This is a genomic window from Arthrobacter stackebrandtii (assembly GCF_017876675.1).
Taxonomy (GTDB): Bacteria; Actinomycetota; Actinomycetes; order Actinomycetales; family Micrococcaceae; genus Specibacter; species Specibacter stackebrandtii.
Genome location: NZ_JAGIOI010000001.1, coordinates 2,527,532 through 2,548,512, shown reverse-complemented (window position 1 = coordinate 2,548,512; position 20,981 = coordinate 2,527,532). Strand labels below are relative to the sequence as shown.

Below are 20,981 nucleotides of genomic sequence, written 5' to 3'. Positions count from 1 at the left end.
TGCGGCGACGGCCCCTTAATCGAATGTACATTAGGCACCAATGTGCCCGCCCAACACTGGCATCAAATGTACATTCGATTCTGGGGTTTGGTCGGATCAACCGCTAGAGGCTGATGCTGGTTACCGGCAGGGAGGAATCGGTGCCGAAGGCCAGGCCGCTGGGCTCAACGCCGTTCATGACCAACTGCGCCCCCAGTGCCGCCACCATGGCGCCGTTGTCGGTGCACAGGGACAGCGCCGGAACGAGCAAGGTGATGCCAGCCGATGCACAGCGCTGCCCGGCCAGTTCGCGCAGCCGTGAGTTCGCGGCCACTCCCCCGCCCAGCAGCAGGGTGGTGATGCCCTGCTCGCGGCACGCCAAAACAGCCTTCGCCGTGATGACATCGAGCACGGCCTCCTGGAACGACGCGGCAATGTCCGCCACCGGGACTTCTTCGCCGCGGGCCTCGTAGCCCTCGACGCAGCGCGCCACGGCCGTCTTCAGTCCGGAGAAGGAGAAATCGTAGCGGTGCGGGCCCGGCGCCTCGGCCGTGCCCATGTACTTGGGCACCGTCAGCCCGCGCGGGAACCGCACGGCCTTCGCGTTGCCGGACTTCGCCAGCTTGTCAATGGCGGGTCCGCCCGGGTAGCTGAGCCCCAGCAGCCGGGCCACCTTGTCGAAGGCCTCCCCGGCGGCGTCGTCGATCGTTGCCCCCAGGAGCTCAACATCGGAGGCGATCGAGCGCACCCGCAGGATCTCGGTATGGCCGCCGGAAACCAAAAGTGCGCCGAGATTCTCAGGCAGTGCACCGCCGTCGTACTTCGCGGCGATGGATTCATCCAGCAGCCCCACCCCCACGTGGGCCACGAGGTGGTTGATCGCGTAGAGGGGCTTGCCGGTGGCCAGGGCCAGGGCCTTCGCCGCGCTGACGCCCACCATGAGCGCGCCGGCCAGGCCGGGCCCGCTCGTGACGGCAATGGCGTCCACGTCCCCAAGCGTCACCCCGGCGTCCTCGAGCGCCTGCGCCAGGGTGGGCACAAAGGCGTCCAGGTGCGCGCGCGAGGCGATCTCCGGGATGACCCCGCCGAAGCGGACGTGCTCCTCCATGGATGAGGAGACCGTGTTCGCGAGCAGCTCCGTGCCGCGCACCAGCCCGACACCGGTTTCATCGCACGAGGATTCAATCCCCAAAATCAACGGCTGTTTCATGAGGGGTCCTTCGTGTGTTCGTCGGCAGTTCCGGCGGGCAGCCTCAGGCGCATGATCAGCCCGTCAGATCCGTCCCGGTAGTACCGGCGCCGGGTGTGGATGTGTTCAAAGCCGTAGCGCAGGTACAGGTCTTGCGCGCGCGGGTTCGTGGAGCTGACCTCGAGCATGATGTCCGCCGCCCCGCGCCGCGCCGCCTCCGCGATGAGCTCCTCGAGCATGGCCCGGGCAATGCCGCGGCCCTCGAATTCGGGCAGCACGCCGATGGTCTGGATGTCGCCGATGGGCGGCACGCACATCAGGCCCGCATAGCCCACTGTCTGCATTTGGCCCCGGGGCCCGACGGCGGAGGGCAGCTCCGCGATGATGTACCGCCGGGTTTCGGGCGCGCTGAGCTCCCCCGCAAACATCTCCCGCGGCCAGGAATCCACGCCAAACAGGGTCCGGTCCAGGGCCGTGATGAAGTCGATGTCGGCCGGGGCCATGTCGCGCAGTGAGGCGGGGCGTGCGGCCTGGCCGGGGGGTGTTTCAGCGGGCGGCATCACAGCGCACGCTTCCGGGGGCCGGGGACCTTGGCGTCGGATTCGCGCAGGTACAGCGGGGTGGAATCCAGCAGCCCGGCTCCCTCCAGGGAGCCGGCGGCGATGATTTTCCGCGCCGCGGCACGGCCCAGTTCCACGGCGGTGGGCTGGGCGTCGGCGAACAGCGGGTACACGCCGGCGCCGTTGGCTTCCAGCACGTCCCGGTACAGGCCGGCCCCGGCGCCGAACACCTGCAAGGCGGGAACGCCGTCGGCCGGGCCAACGTGCGGGCCGTCCAGAAGCTGCGCACCGGCACTGTACCTGGCCCAGTACACTTCCTTGCGGCGGGCGTCGGTGGCGATGATGAAGTCGTTCATGGCCAGGGGCCCCACTGCTCGGCCGGCATCGTTTTTTCGGGGCGCGTCGAAGACCTGCTGGGCCAGGGCGTCCAGGCTCATCAGCCCGTACAGCGGAATGTTCCATGTGAAACTGAGCGTCCGCGCCATGGCGATGCCGGCCCGCAGCCCCGTGAACGGTCCCGGGCCGGTGCCGACGATGATCGCGTCCAGCGCCGGGCCCTCGTTGACAGGTTCCGTGAAGAGCGACTGCACGCCCGGCGCCAGCACCTCGGCGTGGCTGCGGGTGTCCTCCGTGGCAAAGTTCGCCACAACCTCAACCGTGCGCAAATGGTCCGCCGGGTCAAAGTGGAGCAAGGCGGCGCTGGCGACGGCCGAGGTGTCAATGGTCAGGATTCGCACGTTTTTAGTCTATTCCGTTGTGTTTTCTTGGCTGTTCCGCGGGGCTGCGGGCTGGTCGAGGCGGGAGAAGTCCACACCGTCCCAGCGCGGCCCCACGGCACGAAGGCGCAGGACGCGGGGTTCGTCGTCGTCCGTATCGGCATCGTCAAAGGTGTCGGCGAAGTCCATGGAGCCGGCATGGCCGACGGCGCCGGGCCCACCCGGGGTGCCGTTCCCGGCTTCCGCCCCCGCCAAGGTGCCGGCGGGCACTTCCGCAGTGCCGCCGTCGGACGTTTCCCCCGGGGAATCCTCCCCGCCCACGGCGCGGACCAGCTCGATTTCCAGGCGGCTGTCCGCAAGGTGCTCCACCCGGTCCACCCCCCACTCCACGACCGTGACGGCCGAATCCATGGTGTTTTCCAGGTCGATGTCGTCGATCTCGCCCGGCCCGGCCAGGCGGTAGGCGTCGACGTGGACGAGGTCGGGGCCGCCGGGGTTGTGCCCGTCCACAAGGTTGGGGTGGATGCGGACCAGCACGAACGTGGGCGAGATGATGCCCTCGCGCACGCCCAGGCTGCGGCCCAGGCCCTGCGTGAAGGTGGTCTTGCCGGCACCCAGCCCGCCGCTGAGGATGATGAGGTCCCCGGCCCGCAGCATCGGTGCCAGGTTTTCAGCCAGCTGCTGGGTGGCAGCGGCCGTGCCTGTGGCAAATTCCCACTGGCTCATTCGGCACCTCCGGTGTAGCTGCGCGGCACCCGCTGGCTGATGCGGGTCACGACCTCGTAGTTGATGGTCCCTGCGGCGGCGGCCCACTGTTCAACGAGGGGCCCGCCGTCGTGGCCGTTGCCAAACAATTCGGCAGTGGCTCCGAGGATTCCGGCGGAGTCCGCGGCGGTGGCCTCCACGCCACCGGCAGCGTCAGCGGCAGCGGCCGAGGCCAGGCGGAAGTGCGGCCCGAGGTCGATCACCATCTGGTCCATGGCAATGCGCCCCACCACGGGGTAGCTGATGCCGTTGACGCGCACGGGGCCGCCGGTGGCCACACGCGGAATGCCGTCTGCATAGCCCAGCGGCACCAGGCCCAGGGTGGTGGGCTCGTCAGTGACGTAGTTCAGCCCGTAGGAGACACCCTGCCCGGCAGGAACGTCCTTGCACAGCGCGATCCGGGTCTGCAGCGTCATGGCCGGCACCAGCCCCAGTTGGGCGGAGGTACGGTCGGCAAAAGGCGAGAGCCCGTACACGCCCAGGCCCACGCGCACCATGTCAAAGTGCGTGTCGGGACGGGACAGGGTGGCGGGGGTGTTGGCGATGTGGCGAACCTCGAGCTCGGCGCCGGCAGCCTCCGCCACGGACACGGCATCGCGGAACCGCTCCAGCTGATCGTCGGTTTCCGGCCGTTCGGGTTCGTCGGCCACGGCGAGGTGGCTGAACACGCCCACCACCCTGATCAGGCCGGCCCGCTGGTGGACCATGGCGGCCTCGACCAGCGCGGGCCAGTCCGCGCCCGGGCAGCCGTTGCGGCCCAGCCCCGTGTCAATCTTCAGGTGGACCCGGGCCGGGCGCTCCAGCGAGCGGGCGGCGGCAACAATGCGCTCCAGCTCCCACCCCGAGCAGCCGAGGTCGATGTTGTTGGCCACGGCGGCCGTGAAATCACTCTGCGGGGTGTGCAGCCAGCACATCACCGGCACGTCAAGGCCGGCCGCGCGCAGTTCAAGCGCCTCTGTGATGTGGGCCGTGCCCAGCCACTGCGCACCCGCCGCCACGGCGGTCCGCGCCACGGGGACCGCGCCGTGCCCGTAGGCGTCGGCCTTAACCACCGCCATGAATTGGGCGGGGGCCGCCAGCTCACGCAGGTGGCGGATGTTGTTGGCGATGGCGGACAGGTCAATGATGGCTTGCCGTTCAAGGCCTGGGGCAGGCGCTTGAACCGGCACGACTGATGGGCTCACCCGCCCATTTTAGCCCGTTTGCCGCCCCTCCCCGCCCACGCACCGCGGCCCGCCCCGGTCCCCGGCGGACCGCAGCCCTGCCCGCCCAAGTCCAGGCACCGCAGTCGGGCTAGGTTGCAGGGCGCGGCAGTGGCAAGATTGAAGCATCAAATGGCGGCCCGGCGGGCGGGCGCCGCGGCAGGCTGGGAGGACGCGGATGCATCAGGTACGGCGCGTGGCCATGCTCTCGCTGCACACATCCCCGCTGGAGCAGCCGGGCGGCGGCGATGCCGGCGGCATGAACGTCTACGTGCGCGCCCTGGCACTGGAACTGGCCGCGGCCGGCATGGTCGTGGACATCTACACCCGCCGCACCTCCGCCACCCAGCCCGACACCGTCCCCCTCGCCCCGCACGCCAATGTCCACCACATCACGGCCGGGCCCTTCGGCAAGGTTTCCAAGGAGGAGCTGCCGGAGCTGGTGAATGAAATGGCCGACGCCGTTGCCGCCCACATTTCCGGGCTCGGCTCCGCGCCGTCCCCGGCCGGGCAGCCTGGCGGGGCCGCGCTTCCGGTCAACGTCATCCATTCCCACTACTGGGTTTCCGGCATGGCCGGGCTGTTGGTGGCGAAGCGGCTGGACCTGCCCCTGGTGCACACCATGCACACCATGGCCCGCGTCAAAAACCACCTGCTGCGCCCCGGCCAGCATGCGGAACCGGGCATCAGGGAGGACGGCGAACAGCACATCGTCGCCGGAGCCACCCGCCTGATCGCCAACACCACGGCCGAGGCCGCCGAGATCGAGGGCCACTACGACGGCTGTGAACAGCGCATCGACGTGGTCTCCCCCGGCGTGGACCTGCGAGTGTTCCAGCCCGCATTCCGGGACCGCTCGCGCCTGCGGCTGGGCATCGACCCCGCCGATTTCCATGTGGTGTTTGCCGGCCGCATCCAGCGACTGAAAGGCCCGCACGTGCTGGTCAAGGCCGCTGCACTGCTGCAGGCCGCGCGCCCGGACATCCCACTGCGAATAAGCTTCCTCGGTGCCAGCAGCGGCAGCGAAAAGTACGACCTTCCGCAAATGATTGCCGAGGCCGGGCTTGGCGGGATTGCCGCGGTGTACCCACCCGTGGGGCCAGATGCCCTGGCGGACTGGTACCGCAGCGCGGACCTTGTTGCCGTGCCGTCCTCCAGCGAATCGTTCGGCCTCGTGGCGCTTGAGGCGCAGGCCTGCGGCACGCCCGTGGTGGCCACTGATGTTGGCGGACTGCCCCGCGCGGTGAGCGACGGCCGGACCGGGCTGCTGGTGCAGGGCCGATCCGCCAAGCTGTGGGCCGAGGCCATCGCCTCGCTGCACGACTTCCCGCAAACCCGGCTCGACATGGGCCGCGCCGCCTCCGTCTTCGCCCAGTCCTTCGGCTGGGAAAACACGGCGCAGCAGACCATGGCCAGCTACGACCTGTCCGTCACGTACCAGTACGTGGCTCCCCCGGGCTGCTGACCCCTCCGCCATGCAACGCCGCATCACATAAGCGCCGCTTTTTCCCGACGCCATCGCACCAATGACCGTTTCCCACCCGACGCGCTCGCACCAATGGTCGTTTCCCACCCGACGCTCTCGCACCATGCATGCGCCACCCTCCCCCGGCTGCGCCCACATGCCCATGGTCCCGGGACTTGGAACCATGCAAAAATTGTCCTTTTGGACAGTCTTTCGCCCCGCCCCTGCCGTGGGGGTCACAAACTACCCGGCAGTAGCTAACCTGATGCAGTATGGCCAAAACCGCAAGGACCGATCATCACCAAGGACTTCGGGCCGGCCAGCCAAGCATGAACTGCCCTGCAATGACGCAGGGCGGATCCCGTTGAAAGGTTTACAGCACCATGAAACGATTGTTTCAGAGCCAGGGAATGCGGAAGGCGGCCGCGGTCTGCGCGGGCCTGCCACTGCTCCTGGTCACCGTGGGGGCCTTGCCGGCATCGGCAGAAACGGCGGACGACCCCGCTTCCAGCCTTGCAGAAAACACCATTCCCCAGAAGGTCCTCGACCCGCTGGCCTACCAGGACGGGCCCTACATTGTGGTCCTGGCGGAGCCGCCTGCAGCCACTTACGACGGCGGCACAACCGGACTTGCGCCCACCAAGCCCAAGCCGGGCAAGAAGCTGGATGCCGGAAAGGCCGAGGTAAAGAAGTACCAGGCCCACCTGGAGAAAAAGCAGGCCCAGGTGGCCAAGTCTGAAAACGTCAAGGTCAACCGCAGCTTCACCGTGGCCCTGAACGGCTTCTCGGCGCAGCTCACCGCCGACCAGGCCCTGCAGCTGGCCAAGGACCCGAACGTCCTCACGGTTGCCCCCGACACCCAGAACGCCCCCGACTACTCCAGCACGGACTTCCTGGGACTGAGCGGGGAAAACGGCAGCTGGAACACCGCCTTTGGCGGCGTTGACAAGGCGGGCGAAGGCGTCGTCGTCGGTGTCATCGACACCGGGTACACGCCGTCGAGCGCGTTCTTCGCCGGCGACGAGGTCAAGCCGCTGACCGGCGAACCCCAGGTGGGCGTGCCCTACCGCACCACCGACGGCAAGATCGCGATGCTCAAGGCCAACGGGGAAACCTTCTCCGGCGAATGCCAGGCGGGCGTTGACACGGGCGCAGCCTTCGACGGCACGGCCTGCAACTCCAAGGTTCTCGCCGCCCACTACTTTGCGGAGGACTTCCTGAAATATGTGGCACCCGAGCACCGGGCGCCGCAGGAGCAGATCTCACCGGTCGACGTCGACAGCCACGGCACGCACACCGGCTCCACCGCGGTGGGCAATTCCGGCATCGAGGCCACCGTGGCCGGGCGCGACCTGGGCATCACCTCGGGCGTGGCACCGGCAGCCAAGCTGTCCGTGTACAAGGTGTGCTGGGAGGATGACGACCCCAACACGGGTGGCTGCTACTCCTCAGCCTCCGTTGCGGCCATCAACCAGGCCATCATCGACGGCGTGGACGTGCTGAACTACTCCATCTCCGGCAGCACCTCCACCACCACCGACCCCGTCTCGCTGGCGTTCCTGTCCGCAACCTCGGCCGGCATTTTCGTTGCCGCCTCTGCCGGCAACTCAGGCCCCACGGCGGGCACCGTCAACCACGGCGCACCGTGGCTGACCACCGTCGCGGCAACCTCCTTCTCCTCCGAGCTGCAGGGCACGGCGGAGTTCTCGGACGGCAGCAAGTTCCGCGGCGCAAGCCTGATGAGCCATGAGGTTCCGCCGAGCCACGTGGTCCTGGCGGCCAACGCAGCCGCCGCCGGGGCAGCCACCCCGGAACTGTGCGGGCCCAACTCCCTGGACGGCACCAAGGTTGCCGGCAAGGTTGTGGTTTGTGACCGCGGCGTGTTTGACCGCGTGGCCAAGAGCGCCGAGGTCAAGCGTGCCGGCGGCGTGGGCATGATCCTGGCCAACGTCACCTTCTCCTCCGAGGACGTGGACCTGCATGCCGTGCCCACAGTCCATGTGAACCCGCCTGCAACACAGGAAATCAAGGACAAGGTCACGGCCAACCCGGACATCCTGGTGGGTCTGCTCAACCACGACACGACCGGCCTGCCGGTCGACCCCCAGCCGCAGATTGCCGGATTCTCCTCCCGCGGGCCGCTGGGCGCCGTGGGTTCGGACCTCCTCAAGCCTGACGTCGCCGCACCCGGCGTGGCAGTTTTGGCAGGGGTGTCCCCCATCGGCACGGGCGGCCAGGAGTTCGGCATGCTCTCGGGCACGTCCATGGCCTCGCCGCACGTTGCCGGGTTCGCCGCCCTGATCATGGCCAAGAACCCGTCGTGGTCGCCGGCCGTGGTCAAGTCAGCCATGATGACCACAGCCACCAACGTGGTCAACGAGGACGGCAGCAAGAACACCGACCTCTTCGCCACCGGCGCAGGGCAGACCGCCGTCGCCGCCGCACTGAACCCGGGCTTCGTGTTTGATGCCGGCGACGCCGACTACCTCCGCTACATCCAAGGCACCGGCCTGGACCTGGGCATTCCCGGGCTGGGCGCCACGGCGCCGCGAGACATGAACGTCGCCTCGTTTGCCGTGGGCTCCCTGGCAGGCAAGGTCACCGTCACCCGCACCGTCACCGCCGTGACGCCGGGCATGTACAAGGTCACCGCCAACGTCCCCGGCGTGAACGTGAAGGTTGTGCCACCGTCGCTGAACTTTGCCAAGGCCGGCCAGCAGCGCACCTTCAAGGTCACGTTCGAGAACAAGAACGCGGCGCTGGGCGAATTCGCCATGGGCCACCTGTCATGGCAGGGTCCCGGCACCACGGTGACCACGCCGGTGGCCGTGCGCCCCTTGCCCGTCCTGGTGGATCCGGAGCTGTCATTCAGCACGGACCAGGGCACCGGCAGCGGCAACATCCCCGTCGTCTCGGGCAGCAGCGCCCCGGTCAACCTGTCACTGAACGGGCTGGCCAAGGCCGACTCCTCGGACATCGAATTGGTGCCCGGCCCCATCGCGGTGGCCACCAACGCCTCCAACTTCCTGAAGGAAGTGGTGGTCCCGGAGGGCACGGAGCTGGCCAAGTTCCAGCTGCTCTCCTCCGACCCCGCGGCTGACTACGACATGCTCGTCTTCAACCCGCAGGGCCAGTACTACGACGTCCGCACCGGCGCCTCCAGCGAGTCCCTGTCGCTGGCCAACCCGGCGCCGGGCACGTACACGGTGCTGGCCAACCTGTACTCCAGCACCAACGGCGCACCGGTCAAGGCCACCATCGACGCCGCCGTCCTGGGTGGCGCGGTGGGCAACGCGAGTGTCTCGCCCAACCCGCTCAAGCTCGCCAACGGCAAGTCCGGCAACGTGAAGCTGAGCTGGACCGGGCTGGCCCCCGGGAACTACCTGGGCCGCGTGGCATTCGGCGACACCGGCACGGAAACGTTCGTCTCGGTCATCGTCACGGGCGCAGGCGCGGCAGTGGTCCCGGAGAGCGGAAAGGTGGCGGGCACCAACAGCGCGCCCCCGGCCCTGGGCGGCGGCAGCTAGCTCAGCGGCCGGCAGCGCCAGGCCTTTCCACGCACGACGGCGGCACCCACCTTTGGCGGGTGCCGCCGTCGTTCTCTTTTGGCCGGGCTGGGAGACGGGACGCCGGGTGCGTCAGCTGGCGCCGGTGCCGCCGCCGAGGCCGCCCAGGAGCGGGGCGGCAGCCTGCCAGCGGGCGATTTCACAGCCGTTGGTGCGCTTGAAGCCGGTGTCGACGGCGCGGCCCAGGTACCAGCCGGCGACTTGCGCGGTTTGCGGGCCGCCGTACTGCTCGGTGCACATGCGCTTGGGGTCGGGGACCGGGAACAGGATTTCACCGTCGTTGAGCAGGACTATGGCGAGCGCTGCGGCGGAGTCGGGCAGCGTTGAGGCCGGGTCCGGGCTGGGCGCGCCTGTGTCCGGGACCTCGGCGACGAGCCGGAATTCGTGGGGCTGCGCGTCAGGCGATTCCAGCAGGGTGATGGTCAGCTCGATGGTGGTGTCGGGCGGGGCCGTGCCGGTTCCGCTGGCCGGTGTGCCGCCTGGGGAGTCGGAGACCTGCGCGCAGGCTGCCAACAAGGGCAGCAGCAGGACGGCTGCGGCAATGCGAAAGTGTGCCTTCATTTCTCCAGTGTTGCAGCCCATCGCCTCCGGCAACACCCCTCCCGAGTTAAAGGACACCCGCGAATACGACGCTGTCGCAGCAATGACAGGTTTCATCCCCACGCCAGCGCAGCAATGACGGCTTCCCACCCAACCCCGGAGCAGCAGTGACAGCCATGCACCAGATGCCGGCGCACACGGTGCGAAAACGTCGCAGACATTCCAGCCAATGCTGCGACAGCGTCGAAGATTCTTCAGCCAATGCTGCGCTGGCGTCACTAAGCGGGCCGGCGGCTACACCACGAAGGCCTGGTCCTGGATGGCAACAGCGGCCGCGCCGCGGGCCCACTCGGTGAAGTCGGAGGAGGCAACCCGCAGCGTGACGGGTTCCGCCTCCGGATCCCTGTCGGAAGCGAGAGCGGCGCGCACAGCCGCTTCCGTGGCTGCGAACATGGCCACCCCCTCACCTCCCAGAACCACCGTGTTGACCATGGCGAGGTTCGCGGCCGCTGCAATCAACTTGCCGAGGGCCGTGCCCGCCGCGTCGAAAACAGCGCCCGCCACCCGGTTGCCCCCGGCCGCCAGCTCCAGGGCACGGTCATAGGAGACGGGTTCGCCCAGAGCCGCCGCAATCTGGGCACATATGCTGGGGATGGACAGCATGGCGGTGGAGCATCCGCGATGGCCCTCCATGCACAGGGGTCCGCGGGGGTCCAGTGGGAAGTGACCGCCCAGGCCCAGCCCGGTATCGGCGGTGCGTATCACGTGGTTGCGCATGGCCAGCCCATAGCCGACACCGGCCCCCACAGTGATCACGGCAAAGTCTGCGGCTGCACGCCCGGCCCCAAACCACTGTTCCGCCGCAACCAGAGCGGTGACATCGTTGTCCACCACGACGGGCAACTGAAGCCGGTCCGCCAGCAGTGCACCCAGCGGAACGTCGCTCCAGGCGAGGAACGGGGCCCGGTGCACCACGCCGTCGGGCCGGACCTGCCCGCCCAGCGACACGCCAAGCCCCGTCAGTTCCACGCCCGCACCGGCACCAAGTTCCCCGGCAAGGCCCGCGATGCCCTCCACCACGGCATCCACGGAGGTGTCGGCCAATGGCCGGGATGCATCGGCCAGGACAGTTGCACGAAGGTCGGTCAACACCGCCTGCAGGCTGTCCCCCGTCACCTTGACGCCCAGAAAATGGGCACTGCCGCTGCTGACATCAAGCAGCCGTACGGGCCGCCCCACCGTGCCGTCGGCAACAAGGTCGCCTTCAACCAGGATGCCGGAGTCCAGCAGGGGCTTGCTCAGCCGGGTCAGGCTCGCCACGCTCAGCTTCATTTCCAGGGCAAGCTCGCCCCTGGAAATGGGGCCGCGGACCAGGACCTTGCGGGCCAGCTCGAGGGCTGAATCTGTCAGCACGGCCGGATTCTGTTGCTGCTCCGCATTCAGTGCCGGCAAGGGATAGACGGTGTTCATGCCCCTAGTTTATTGCAAATCGAACATAACTCCAGCCCGACAGTCAACAATCTGGCACAATGTGCCACATTCAGTGACCCTTGACACTGCAATTACTTTTGCGGTAAAACTATTCAATGAGCACAGCATCCCTTCCGGTCCCCGCCCACGTCCAACTGCACCGCGGCGGCACCTCAGTCATCGTCGACCTGACCACCGCAGGCACGCCCGCCATCATCCACTGGGGCCCGGCCACGGGAACCCTCTCCCCCGCCGAACTGTCGTCCCTGGCCACCGCCGCCCGCCCGCAGCGAGTCTCCGGAGGCATCGACATCCCGGCACGCCTGGGCATCCTGCCGCAGGAAGTGTTCGGCTGGCAGGGCTCCCCCGCACTCACCGGCCAGCGCGCCGGCGGCGGATGGGCCAGCGCCTTAAGCACGACGGCGGCACTCGCCACCGATTCCTCCCTCACCATCACCTCGGAAGACCCGGGCGCCGAATTGCGCCTGGTGACCGAACTCGAGCTCACCGCGGCCGGCGTCCTGCGCCAGCGCCACACCCTGTCCAACACCGGCGCATCGGACTACCAGCTGCACCGGCTCACCGCAGTCTTCCCGCTGCCGGCGAGCGCCGCCACGGTCCAGGACTTCACCGGCCGGCACCTGAAGGAGCGCACCGCCCAGCGCCGCCCTTTGACAGTGGGCGCCCACGTGCGCGAAAGCCGCCGCGGCCGCCCCGGCGCCGACGCGACACTGCTCATGCTCGCAGGCGAGGACAACTTCGGCTTCCGCAGCGGCCTGGTACACGGAGTGCACACGGCCTGGAGCGGCAACCACAGTCTCTCGGCCGAACGCACCATCACCAGCGACAGCTTCCTCACCGCCGGCGAGCTCCTGCTGCCCGGCGAAGTCCTCCTGGCACCCGGCGTGAGCCACACCACCCCGTGGGCCCTGGGCTCCTGGGGCCACGGCCTGGACCAGCTCTCGGCCCGGTTCCACGAGGACCTGCGCGCCCGTCCGCAGCACCCCAAGCGCCCGCGCCCCGTCACCTTGAACACCTGGGAGGCCGTGTACTTTGACCACGACCTGGCCACCCTGAAAAGTCTTGCCGACAAGGCAGCGGGTGTCGGCGTCGAACGCTTTGTCCTGGACGACGGCTGGTTCCTGGGCCGCCGCGACGACACCGCCGGGCTGGGCGACTGGTTTGTGGACGCAGCGGTGTGGCCTGACGGGCTGGGTCCCATCATCGACCACGTCCGCGGCCTCGGCATGGAGTTCGGGCTGTGGTTCGAGCCGGAAATGGTGAACCCGGACAGCGAGCTGGCCCGCAACCACCCCGACTGGATACTGCACACGGAAGGCCGCTGGCCGGTGTCCGCCCGCCAGCAGCAGGTGCTGAACCTGGCCCACCCCGACTGCTTTGACTATCTGCTGGGCCGCATTGACGCCATCCTGGCCGAGTACCCCATCAGCTACATCAAGTGGGACCACAACCGGGACCTGCTCGACGCGGCGGACCCCCGCACCGGCAACGCATCGGTCCGCGATTCAACGCTGGCCCTCTACCGGCTGCTGGCCGAACTGAAGAGCCGCCACCCGGAGCTGGAGATTGAAAGCTGCGCATCCGGCGGCGCCCGCGTGGACCTGGGCATCCTGGACTGCACGGACAGGATCTGGACCAGCGATTGCATCGACCCCGTCGAGCGCCTCGACAACCAGGCCAACACCGGCCTGCTGGTCCCGTACGAGCTGATGGGCGCCCACATTGGCGGGCCGAAGTCGCACTCCACGCGCCGCCAGCACAGCCTGGGCTTCATGGCCCGCACCGCAATCTTTGGCCACTTCGGCATCGAGTGGGACATCTCCGCCATCTCCGCTGAACAAACAGAAGAGCTGGCCGGCTGGGTGGCGTTCCACAAGGCGAACCGGGACTTGTTCCACACCGGGACCAGCGTCCACGCGGACCTGCCCGACCCCGCCCTTGACCTGCGCGGCGTGGTGGCCGGCGACGGCACCCGCGCCGTCTACTCCCTCACCCAGCGCACCGCCTCCACCACCTACCCCTCCGGACGCATCACCCTGCCGGGCCTCACCCCGGACGCCCTGTACCGGGTCCGGCTCTCCGAACCGCTCAACGACGACGTCGGCAACGGCCAGTCACCGCTTGACTGGGCGCTCACCGAAACCATCCTCTCCGGCCGGCTGCTCGCCGCCACCGGGCTGGCGTCCCCCGTGCTCTTCCCCGAACAAGCCGTTTTGATCACCGTTGATCAGGCCAACTAAGGAGTTCCAATGCACCACAAGAAAAGCAGAAATCCACCCATCAGGCGCCGCCGCCTGCTGGCCGCCGGCACCGCCGCCGCGCTGGCCCTGGGACTGTCCCTGACCGGCTGTTCAGCGAACGACGACGGCCGCGTCACCTTGGACTTTTTCCAGTTCAAGCCCGAGGCGGTGGCCCAGTTCACGCAGATCGTGAAGGACTTTGAGGCGGAGAACCCCACCATCAAGGTGGTCATCAACACCGTCCCGGACCCCGACACAGCCATCCGCACCCTGCTGGTCAAGGACAAGACCCCTGACGTGCTCACGCTCAACGGCAACGGGAACTTTGGCGATCTGGCCGGGGCCTGCGTATTTGCCGACCTCTCGGACTACCCGGCGGCCAAGCGCACCATCCCGGCCGTGCAGGACATCCTGAACGGGCTCGGCACCTGCCACGGCAGCGAAACAAACGGCCTGCCGTTCGCCAACAACGCCAGCGGCATCCTGTACAACCCGGAGATCTTTGCCGCGAACGGGGTCAAGGTGCCCCAGACCTGGGACGAACTCATCGCCGCAGCGGATAAGTTCAAGGCCAATGGCGTAAACCCGTTCTACATGACGCTCAAGGACGCCTGGACGGTGCTGCCCTCCTATGTGAACCTGGCCGGCAACCTCATGCCCCAGGACTTCTTCAAGGATGTCCGCTCGGCCGGGTGGACCGCAGCCACGGGTGAATACAGTTTTGAAAAGAACGGCGGCGACGCCGCCACCAAGCTGAAGAAACTGTTCAGCTACGCCCAGAAGGGTGCCGAAAGTGCAGGGTACGACGACGGCAACGCCGCCTTCGGTGCCGGAAAGTCGGCCATGTACCTGCAGGGCAGCTTCGCCATCCCGGCCATCCGCGCTTCGAACCCTGACGCCAAGGTGGCATCCTTCCCCTACCCCACCACCAACGACCCGGCCAAGAACGTCCTTGTCTCCGGAGTGGATGTGGCGCTGGCCGTGGGCAAGGACACCAAACACCCTGCGGAAGCCAGAAAGTTCATCGAGTTCCTCATGGCACCGAAGGTGATCGACAGCTACGCGAAGGCGCAGTCAGCACTGACCCCCGTGGTGGACGGCGCCCCCAGCAGCGATCCCGCCCTGGCCGGCATGCAGGACTTCTTCAACGACGGGCGCGTCATCGGCTATTTCGACCACCACGTCCCGCCGAGCATCCCCCTGCCGGCGCTCCTGCAGCAGTTCATTCTTGACGGCAAGCAGGATGCATACCTGGCCCGGATGGACCACGAATTTGAAAAGCTCGCCGCCCGCACATTGACCAAGGAAGGTAAATGACCATGGCGACCAACATCCTCAAACGCAACAGGACCCGTCCGGGACTGAACGCCGGAGCCAAGAAAAAGTACAGTGTGTCACGGACCAGCCGCACCTTCTACTGGATGGTGGTCCCGGCCCTCATTCTGTTCCTGATCCTGCACACGCTGCCCACCCTCACCGGCATGTTCTTCAGTCTGACCAACTACGCCGGCTACGGCGAATGGGACTTTGTAGGCCTGAAGAACTACGCCAACCTGTTCAAGGATGACCGGATCCTGTCCTCCTACGGGTTCACCTTCCTGTTCGCCGTCACCACCACCATTGTGGTCAACGTCGGCGCACTGTTCATCGCCATCCTGCTCAACGCAAAGATCAAGTTCCAGACGGCCTTCCGCGGCATTTTCTTCATCCCCAACATCCTCTCCGTGCTGATTGTTGGCTACGTCTTCAACTACCTGCTCTCCAACAACCTGCCGCTCGTGGGCCAGTGGCTGGGCATCGACTGGCTCTCCACCTCCATCCTGGCCAACCCGGACCTGGCCTGGCTCGGCATTGTGGGCGTCACCGCCTGGCAGTCAATCGCGTTCAGCGTCATCATCTACCTGGCCGGGCTGCAAACAGTGCCCGGCGAACTGTATGAGGCGGCCAGCCTCGACGGCGCCAGCGCCTGGAAGCAATTCTGGTCCATCACCTTCCCACTGATCGCCGGCTTCTTCACCATCAACATGGTGCTGGCGCTCAAGGGCCTGCTGCAGGCCTTCGACCAGATCGTGGCCCTGACCAACGGCGGCCCCGGCACCTCCACTGAATCGGTGGCCATGGTCATCTACCGCGGCGGCTTCCAGGGCGGCGAGTACGGCTACCAGATGGCCAACTCCGTCGTGTACCTCGTGGTGATCGTGGTGCTGTCCCTCCTGCAAATGCGGGTCCTCCAGCGCAAGGAAGTTGATATCTGATGAGTGCACCCACAATCAATCCCAGCCCGAAGGACCCAACGCAGCCCGGCACCCCCGGCGGACTGGGCACCCAACACAGGGAACGGCGTCGTTCCTCAGTCAACATCCCTCTCACGGCCCTCGTCGCGGTGCTGTCCCTGACCATCCTGGTCCCGCTGTATTTCACGGTGGTCACGGCACTGAAGTCCCCCGACCAGCTGGGCGGAACAGGCTTTGAACTGCCCACCAGCATTCACGTCGAAAACTTCTCCAAGGCGTGGGAGCTGACCAATTTCCCGCACGCGCTGCTGATTTCCGGGATCGTGACCGTGGGCGCGGTGGTTCTGACACTCATCACGAACTCGCTCGTGGCGTACGCGATTGCCCGCAACATGCACCGGCCGTTTTTCAAGGCGCTGTACTACTTCTTCATCGCCGCCCTGTTTGTGCCGTTCCCCATCATCATGCTGCCGGTAACCAAGGAGATGGCGGTGCTGCACCTGGACAACCCCGTGGGCCTGTTCCTGCTGTACACGGTGTACGGGCTGAGCTTCAACGTGTTTGTGTACACGGCGTTCATCAAGTCGATCCCGCCGGAGCTGGAAGAGGCCGCGATCATGGACGGGGCCAGCGTGTGGACCACGTTCCGGAAGGTCATCTTCCCGATCCTGACCCCGATGAACGCAACAGTGGGTATTCTTACCTGCATGTGGGCATGGAATGATTTTCTGCTTCCGTTGGTGATCCTCTCCGATCCCAACACCCGCACGCTGCCCCTGGTCCAGTACGTTTTCCAGGGCCAGTTCAACACCGACTACACCACTGCGTTCGCCTCGTACCTGATGGCCCTGGCGCCGCTGTTGCTGGTGTACCTGTTCGCCCAGCGCTGGGTCATCTCCGGCGTCATGAGAGGATCCATCAAGTAATGACCGCCCCCGCATCTTCCGCCCACGCCACCCCTGCGCACCCCGACGCCGGCTGGTGGCGCCAGGCCGCCGTCTACCAGATCTACCCGAGGTCGTTTGCCGATGCCAACGGCGACGGCATGGGCGACCTCCCCGGCGTCACGGCCCGCATGGGCTATCTCTCCGCATTGGGCATCGACGCGATCTGGCTCAGCCCGTTCTACCCCTCCGCGCTGGCCGACGGAGGCTACGACGTTGATGACTACCGCAACGTCGATCCCCGCCTCGGCTCGCTGGCGGACTTTGACGCCATGGTTTCCGCCGCGCACGCTGCGGGCATCCGGATCATTGTGGACGTTGTCCCGAACCACTCCTCCAACCGGCACGAGTGGTTCAAGGCCGCCCTCGCCGCTGCTCCAGGCTCCCCCGAGCGGGCCCGGTACCAATTCTTTGACGGGCTGCCGGACGGATTGGGGGACGACGGCGGCCTGCCGCCTTCCGATTGGCCCTCCCACTTTGGCGGGGGTGCCTGGACGCGGGTGGTGGAGCAGGCCGGGCCCCGCGCCGGACAGTTGGGCCAGTGGTACCTGCACCTGTTCGCCACCGAACAGCCGGACTTCAACTGGGACAACCCGGAGGTGCGCGAGGACTTCCACACCACCCTGCGCTTCTGGGCCGACCGCGGCGTGGACGGTTTCCGCGTGGACGTCGCGCACGGCCTGGCCAAGGACATGACGCTGCCGCTGCGATCCAAGCCGGAGCTGGAAATCCTGGTTGACGACGGCTCCGACCCCCTCTTTGACCGCGACGAGGTGCACGAGATCTTTGCCGGCTGGCGGGACGTGCTCAACGAGTACAACCCGCCCAAGGCCGCCGTGGCCGAGGCCTGGGTGCCGTTCACCGACCGCCGCCTGAAGTACGCCCGCCCCACCGAATTGGGCCAGGCCTTCAACTTCGACCTCCTGCAGGCCCACTTCGACGGCGCCGAGTTCCGCGCCATCGCCGAGAAGTGCCTCTCGGAGGCCGAGGCGTCGGGTGCTTCGTCGACGTGGGTCTTTTCCAACCACGACGTCGTCCGCCACGCTTCCCGCTACGCCCTGCCGGACAGCACCACGCTGGAAACCCTGAATGCCTGGCTGATGGACGACGGCGCCTCCCCCGAACCGGATTTGGCGCGCGGCCTGCGCCGGGCGCGGGCGGCGACGCTGTTCATGCTCGGGCTGCCCGGCTCGGCCTACCTGTACCAGGGCGAGGAGCTGGGGCTCTTCGAGGTGGCGGACCTGCCGCACGATTCCCTGCAGGACCCCACGTGGTTCCGCACCGGCAACACGCTCAAGGGCCGCGACGGCTGCCGCGTGCCGCTGCCATGGTCATCCTCCGAGCCGAACTTCGGTTTTGGCGGCACGCCGTGGCTGCCCCAGCCGGAGTGGTTTGGTCCGCTGGCGGCCGACGCCCAGGACGGCGTAGCCGGGTCCACGCTGGAAATGTACCGTGCGGCACTGAAGCTGCGGCGCGAACTGCAGTCAGAAGAGTCACTGGAATGGCTCAGCGCACCGGGCGCGGGGGTGGTGCACTACCGCCGGCCCAACGGCTGGCAGGTGATCACCAACTTTGGTGCCGCAGCCGCGAAATTGCCCTCCGGCGTCGACCTTTCCAAGCTGGTCATCACCTCCGGCGAAACCACAACAGCGGGAGGCGCTGCAACGGGAGCAACAGGAGGAACGGTGACGGGAGCAACGGGAACATCAGCAACGATTGCAGCGGAGACAACCCTCTGGCTCGCCCCCTAAATAGCTCCAACGCCCATTCCCGACGCCATCGCAGCAATGGCTGGTTTTTCAGTGACGCCATCGCAGCAATGACGGCTTTTCGAGCAGCCCTGTCGCAGCAGCCGTGCCTGTGGATAACTTTGAGCACGAAAGTGCCAAATCCGCCAGAATGGCCACATGGAATCCACCGAAGCATTCAGCATCCCCGAGTCCCCGTTCACGCTGGATGAGGCACGGGCGCGTGGCATCCCACGGAGTGTGCTCAGGCGCAAGTCCGTGGAACATGTCAGTTACCGCCTGTACCGCCTGTCGGACAGCGATTTCAACCTTCGTGAGGCCGCGCGGGCACTCTGCGCGGCCTCACCCGGGGCCTGGATTTCCCATTCCACGGCGGCGAGGCTGCATGGTTTGGTCCTGCCTCCGTGGCTTGGCACCTCCAATGACCTGCACTTGAGCAAGGCTGCCGGAACAGCTGAAGCCCGCCGGAAGGGAATCGTTGGGCACAAGATGACGTTTTTCCCGGGCGAAATTGAAAGCGACGGCGAGCTCGTCATGGGCACGAGGGCCCGCACGTGGCTCGACATGGCCAGGGTTCTCCCGCTGGCCGACTTGGTGTGCATGGGAGACCAGATCATCCGCATTCCCCGTCCGGAGTTTGATGGCCGCAGCAAACCGTACGCCACGATTGGCCAGCTCCGGGCCATGCTGGAGCGGCACAAGAACCTCCAGGGCATCGTGCGTGCCCGGGAGGCGTTGGAGCTCATGCGCGTCGGCTCTGATTCTGCCCCGGAAACTCTGCTTCGCCTCGCAATGCTCAACGCCGGCCTGCCGGAGCCGGATTTGCAGCTGAAGCTCTGGAGCAGCAGGAATTCCCCGTCCGCCGATGCTGGGTACAGGGAACGGCGCATCGCGCTCCAGTACGACGGCGCGCACCACCGTGATCCGGAGCAGATGCACAGCGACCGGCGGCGGGACAAGGCCTTCGAAGCAGCCGGCTGGATGGTCCTGGTGTTCACCGACGAGGACCTGGCTGACGGTTTTCAGGGTGCGGTGCGGCAGATCAGGTCAGCGCTGCGGAAGGCCTGGGTCGATCCAAGCATTGCCTCCGGGTTCGCGGCCGGGGCCTAGAAACAGCCGCCAACATCGCAAAACGCCCCCTCACTGCAGTGAGGGGGCGTTCCGGTTTTTCAGCCATTGCTGCGCTGGCGTTCGGGAAAACCCAGCCATTGCTGCGACAGCGTCGAAAGGGGGAGGTTAGATGTCGCCCCGGATGAAGGCTTCAACCTTCTCGTGCGCGATATCGTCGGCGTACTGCTCCGGCGGGGACTTCATGAAGTAGCTCGAGGCGGAGAGGATGGGGCCGCCGATGCCGCGGTCCAGGGCGATCTTCGCTGCGCGGACGGCGTCGATGATCACACCGGCGGAGTTGGGCGAATCCCACACTTCCAGCTTGTACTCCAAGGAGACCGGGGCGTCGCCGAAGTTGCGGCCCTCAAGGCGCACAAATGCCCACTTGCGGTCGTCCAGCCAGGCCACGTAGTCCGACGGCCCGATGTGGACGTCGTCCTCGCCCAGCACGGCCGAGGTGTTGGAGGTGACAGCCTGGGTCTTGGATATCTTCTTGGATTCCAGGCGCTCGCGCTCGAGCATGTTCTTGAAGTCCATGTTGCCGCCAACGTTGAGCTGGTAGGTGCGGTCCAGAACCACGCCGCGGTCTTCGAACAGCTTCGCCATGACACGGTGCGTGATGGTGGCACCGATCTGGGACTTGATGTCGTCGCCCACGATCGGGACACCGGCGGCGGTGAACTTGTCGGCCCACTCCTTGGTGCCGGCGATGAACACGGGCAGCGCGTTGACGAAGGCCACGCCCGCGTCGATGGCGCACTGGGCGTAGAACTTGGCGGCGGCGTCGGAGCCCACGGGCAGGTAGCAGACCAGCACGTCGACCTTGGCGGCCTTCAGCTCGGCAACCACGTCAACCGGATCGGCGTCGGATTCCACGATGGTCTCGCGGTAGTACTTGCCCAGGCCGTCCAGGGTGGTGCCGCGGAGCACGGGAACGTCCAGCTTCGGGACGTCGGCAATCTTGATGGTGTTGTTCTCGCTGGCGCCAATGGCCTCGGAGAGATCCAGCCCAACCTTCTTGCTGTCCACGTCGAACGCTGCAACAAACTGCACGTCGTTGACGTGGTACTGGCCGAACTTGACGTGCATCAGGCCGGGGACCTTGACGCTGGGGTCGGCATCCCGGTAATACTGGACACCCTGCACCAAGGATGCGGCACAGTTTCCGACACCGACGATGGCAACCCGAATAGGATGATTGGACACGGAACTCCTTCATAAAACTCACAAGG

16 protein-coding genes are annotated in these 20,981 nt (G+C 66.9%); 8 read left to right on the top strand and 8 right to left on the bottom strand.

The features are described from left to right. Positions 1–103 precede the first annotated feature (103 nt). The 5 genes from tsaD to alr are packed head-to-tail and all read right to left on the bottom strand — an operon-like array spanning position 104 to position 4,393. Positions 104–1,189, bottom strand: a complete 1,086-nt coding sequence (tsaD, locus tag JOF48_RS10925; protein ID WP_209680598.1) for a tRNA (adenosine(37)-N6)-threonylcarbamoyltransferase complex transferase subunit TsaD — start codon at positions 1,187–1,189, stop codon at positions 104–106. Further along, complete coding sequence (gene rimI / locus JOF48_RS10920; protein ID WP_209680596.1) at positions 1,186–1,728, bottom strand: ribosomal protein S18-alanine N-acetyltransferase; 543 nt, start codon at positions 1,726–1,728, stop codon at positions 1,186–1,188. Before rimI ends, tsaD begins: the two co-directional genes overlap by 4 nt. After that, positions 1,728–2,465 carry a tRNA (adenosine(37)-N6)-threonylcarbamoyltransferase complex dimerization subunit type 1 TsaB gene (tsaB, locus tag JOF48_RS10915; RefSeq protein ID WP_209680594.1) on the bottom strand — a complete coding sequence of 246 codons (738 nt, stop codon included), beginning with the start codon at positions 2,463–2,465 and terminating at the stop codon, positions 1,728–1,730. The genes rimI and tsaB overlap by 1 nt, the downstream gene beginning before the upstream one ends. Before the next feature lie 9 nt (positions 2,466–2,474). Beyond that, positions 2,475–3,170 (bottom strand): tRNA (adenosine(37)-N6)-threonylcarbamoyltransferase complex ATPase subunit type 1 TsaE, encoded by a 696-nt coding sequence (gene tsaE / locus JOF48_RS10910; protein WP_209680592.1) that lies wholly within the window; start codon positions 3,168–3,170, stop codon positions 2,475–2,477. Further along, positions 3,167–4,393, bottom strand: a complete 1,227-nt coding sequence (gene alr / locus JOF48_RS10905; RefSeq protein WP_209680584.1) for an alanine racemase — start codon at positions 4,391–4,393, stop codon at positions 3,167–3,169. The genes tsaE and alr overlap by 4 nt, the downstream gene beginning before the upstream one ends. 196 nt (positions 4,394–4,589) lie before the next feature. Here alr and JOF48_RS10900 point away from each other — a divergent pair, with 196 nt between their 5' ends. Both JOF48_RS10900 and JOF48_RS10895 read left to right on the top strand, forming a co-directional pair. Then, positions 4,590–5,876: a glycosyltransferase gene (locus JOF48_RS10900; protein ID WP_209680582.1), complete on the top strand. Its 1,287-nt coding sequence runs from the start codon at positions 4,590–4,592 to the stop codon at positions 5,874–5,876. A gap of 383 nt (positions 5,877–6,259) precedes the next feature. Further along, on the top strand, positions 6,260–9,403 hold the full coding sequence (locus JOF48_RS10895) for a S8 family serine peptidase (RefSeq protein WP_209680580.1): 3,144 nt from the start codon (positions 6,260–6,262) through the stop codon (positions 9,401–9,403). A gap of 111 nt (positions 9,404–9,514) precedes the next feature. On the opposite strand, the gene JOF48_RS10890 is transcribed toward JOF48_RS10895, so the two are convergent. Together JOF48_RS10890 and JOF48_RS10885 are read right to left on the bottom strand one after the other, a co-directional pair. Continuing rightward, positions 9,515–10,003: a serine protease inhibitor gene (locus JOF48_RS10890; protein WP_342591219.1), complete on the bottom strand. Its 489-nt coding sequence runs from the start codon at positions 10,001–10,003 to the stop codon at positions 9,515–9,517. A gap of 273 nt (positions 10,004–10,276) precedes the next feature. Continuing rightward, on the bottom strand, positions 10,277–11,452 hold the full coding sequence (locus JOF48_RS10885) for an ROK family protein (RefSeq protein WP_209680578.1): 1,176 nt from the start codon (positions 11,450–11,452) through the stop codon (positions 10,277–10,279). A gap of 116 nt (positions 11,453–11,568) precedes the next feature. Here JOF48_RS10885 and JOF48_RS10880 point away from each other — a divergent pair, with 116 nt between their 5' ends. The 6 genes from JOF48_RS10880 (at position 11,569) to JOF48_RS10855 (ending at position 19,749) form a co-directional block, all read left to right on the top strand. Further along, positions 11,569–13,713, top strand: a complete 2,145-nt coding sequence (locus tag JOF48_RS10880) for an alpha-galactosidase (protein ID WP_209680576.1) — start codon at positions 11,569–11,571, stop codon at positions 13,711–13,713. 9 nt (positions 13,714–13,722) lie between these two features. Then, positions 13,723–15,030 (top strand): ABC transporter substrate-binding protein, encoded by a 1,308-nt coding sequence (locus JOF48_RS10875; protein ID WP_209680574.1) that lies wholly within the window; start codon positions 13,723–13,725, stop codon positions 15,028–15,030. After that, positions 15,027–15,968 (top strand): carbohydrate ABC transporter permease, encoded by a 942-nt coding sequence (locus JOF48_RS10870; protein ID WP_245346492.1) that lies wholly within the window; start codon positions 15,027–15,029, stop codon positions 15,966–15,968. The genes JOF48_RS10875 and JOF48_RS10870 overlap by 4 nt, the downstream gene beginning before the upstream one ends. Continuing rightward, positions 15,968–16,873 (top strand): carbohydrate ABC transporter permease, encoded by a 906-nt coding sequence (locus JOF48_RS10865; protein WP_209680571.1) that lies wholly within the window; start codon positions 15,968–15,970, stop codon positions 16,871–16,873. Before JOF48_RS10870 ends, JOF48_RS10865 begins: the two co-directional genes overlap by 1 nt. Next, a complete protein-coding gene (locus JOF48_RS10860) occupies positions 16,873–18,642 on the top strand; it encodes a glycoside hydrolase family 13 protein (protein WP_209680569.1) in 1,770 nt (589 codons plus the stop codon). Before JOF48_RS10865 ends, JOF48_RS10860 begins: the two co-directional genes overlap by 1 nt. A gap of 156 nt (positions 18,643–18,798) precedes the next feature. Next, positions 18,799–19,749, top strand: a complete 951-nt coding sequence (locus JOF48_RS10855; protein WP_209680567.1) for a DUF559 domain-containing protein — start codon at positions 18,799–18,801, stop codon at positions 19,747–19,749. Positions 19,750–19,875: 126 nt separating this feature from the next. Here the strand turns inward: JOF48_RS10855 and JOF48_RS10850 are convergent, their stop codons facing one another. Continuing rightward, on the bottom strand, positions 19,876–20,955 hold the full coding sequence (locus JOF48_RS10850; RefSeq protein ID WP_209680565.1) for an inositol-3-phosphate synthase: 1,080 nt from the start codon (positions 20,953–20,955) through the stop codon (positions 19,876–19,878). Between the last annotated feature and the right edge of the window lie 26 nt (positions 20,956–20,981).

Excerpts from the sequence above, each read along its gene's own strand:
- tsaD (WP_209680598.1), bottom strand. The coding sequence starts at position 1,189 with ATGAAACAGCCGTTGATTTTGGGGATTGAATCCTCGTGCGATGAAACC.
- rimI (WP_209680596.1), bottom strand. The coding sequence starts at position 1,728 with ATGCCGCCCGCTGAAACACCCCCCGGCCAGGCCGCACGCCCCGCCTCA.
- tsaE (WP_209680592.1), bottom strand. The coding sequence starts at position 3,170 with ATGAGCCAGTGGGAATTTGCCACAGGCACGGCCGCTGCCACCCAGCAG.
- JOF48_RS10900 (WP_209680582.1), top strand. The coding sequence starts at position 4,590 with ATGCATCAGGTACGGCGCGTGGCCATGCTCTCGCTGCACACATCCCCG.
- JOF48_RS10895 (WP_209680580.1), top strand. The coding sequence starts at position 6,260 with ATGAAACGATTGTTTCAGAGCCAGGGAATGCGGAAGGCGGCCGCGGTC.
- JOF48_RS10890 (WP_342591219.1), bottom strand. The coding sequence starts at position 10,003 with ATGAAGGCACACTTTCGCATTGCCGCAGCCGTCCTGCTGCTGCCCTTG.
- JOF48_RS10885 (WP_209680578.1), bottom strand. The coding sequence starts at position 11,452 with ATGAACACCGTCTATCCCTTGCCGGCACTGAATGCGGAGCAGCAACAG.
- JOF48_RS10880 (WP_209680576.1), top strand. The coding sequence starts at position 11,569 with ATGAGCACAGCATCCCTTCCGGTCCCCGCCCACGTCCAACTGCACCGC.
- JOF48_RS10875 (WP_209680574.1), top strand. The coding sequence starts at position 13,723 with ATGCACCACAAGAAAAGCAGAAATCCACCCATCAGGCGCCGCCGCCTG.
- JOF48_RS10870 (WP_245346492.1), top strand. The coding sequence starts at position 15,027 with ATGACCATGGCGACCAACATCCTCAAACGCAACAGGACCCGTCCGGGA.
- JOF48_RS10865 (WP_209680571.1), top strand. The coding sequence starts at position 15,968 with ATGAGTGCACCCACAATCAATCCCAGCCCGAAGGACCCAACGCAGCCC.
- JOF48_RS10860 (WP_209680569.1), top strand. The coding sequence starts at position 16,873 with ATGACCGCCCCCGCATCTTCCGCCCACGCCACCCCTGCGCACCCCGAC.
- JOF48_RS10855 (WP_209680567.1), top strand. The coding sequence starts at position 18,799 with ATGGAATCCACCGAAGCATTCAGCATCCCCGAGTCCCCGTTCACGCTG.